At 68.9% G+C, this 1,254-nt stretch carries 1 protein-coding gene; it reads left to right on the top strand.

The annotated features are described in order from the left end of the window. Positions 1-67: 67 nt before the first annotated feature. A protein-coding gene (locus ACWCXX_RS41430) for an IS3 family transposase (RefSeq protein WP_451136506.1) occupies positions 68-1,254 on the top strand; the annotation gives its coding sequence in 2 pieces (ribosomal slippage) (positions 68-359 and positions 359-1,254; 1,188 coding nt annotated over the 2 pieces). This gene is flagged as partial in the annotation.

Raw genomic sequence — 1,254 nt, 5'->3', positions numbered from 1 at the left:
GGGGCTTGCCCCCGAATCTTGGACACTCGAGACACTTGGATCTTGAGTCCAGGAGGACGGATGTCCCGTGGTCATGAAGCACTGTCCGCCGGAGTTCAAGGCGGACGCGGTCGCGTTGTACGAGTCGCGGTCCGAGGCGACGATCAGGTCGGTCGCCGCTGATCTGGGGGTGAACCCGGAGACGCTGCGGAACTGGGTCCGGGCTGCCGGAGCGAGTCGGCCGTGGGGATGCCGGGTGGAGGCGTCTGCCGAGCCGCCCACGCCGCTGGAGGCGGAGAACGCGGCCCTTCGCAAGAAGATCCGTGAGCTGGAGGAGGAACGTGAGATCCTGCGGAAGGCGGCGAAGTATTTCGCCGGGGAGACGCGCTGGTGAACCGCTTCCAGTTCGTCGCCGATCACCAGCGTCGTTACGGCGTGAAGCGGCTGTGCACCATCCTCGGCGTCGCCCGCTCCAGCTTCTACTACTGGCGCCGCACGGCTGCGGACCGGGCCGCCCGGCAGGCGGCCGACGTCCGGCTCGCCGTGCGGATACGGGCCGTGCACCGGGAATCCGACGGCACCTACGGTGTCCCGAGGATCACCGCCGAGCTCCGCGAGGAGGGCGAGCGGGTCAACCACAAGAGGGTCGCCCGCGTGATGCGCCAGGCCGGCCTGGCGGGTCTGCGCTTGCGCCGCAGGCACCGCACCACGATGGCGGACCCGAATGCGGCGAAGGCCCCGGACCTGACCGGCCGCGACTTCACCGCGAGCGAACCGAACACGAAGTACGTCGGCGACATCACCTATCTCCCGCTGGACGCAGGGAAGTTCCTCTACCTGGCCACCGTCATCGACCTCGCCTCACGTCGCCTCACCGGCTGGGCGGTCGCGGATCACATGCGAACAGATCTCGTCATCGACGCCCTGGCCGCCGCCGAACGCACCCGCGGCAGTATCGCCGGAGCGGTCATGCACACCGACCACGGCGCCCAGTACACCAGCCGGGCGTTCGCCGACGCCTGCCGCCAGGCCGGCGTCCGTCAGTCCATGAGCGCGATCGGCAGCTCGGCGGACAACGCGCTCGCCGAGTCGTTCAATGCAACGTTCAAACGCGAGACGCTCCAGGGCCGCAAGAGCTGGTCCAGCGAGCACGAGGCCCGCCTCGACGCGTTCCGCTGGCTGCACCGCTACAACACCCCACGCCGTCACTCCCGCCTCGGGCACCGCAGCCCGATCGCCTACGAGACAGCGTCCAAAACAACATCAACTACGCTG

Source organism: Streptomyces sp. NPDC001732 (genome assembly GCF_053596315.1).
The sequence above is the reverse complement of the archived record's forward strand: the minus strand, read 5'-3'. Positions and strand labels throughout refer to the sequence as shown.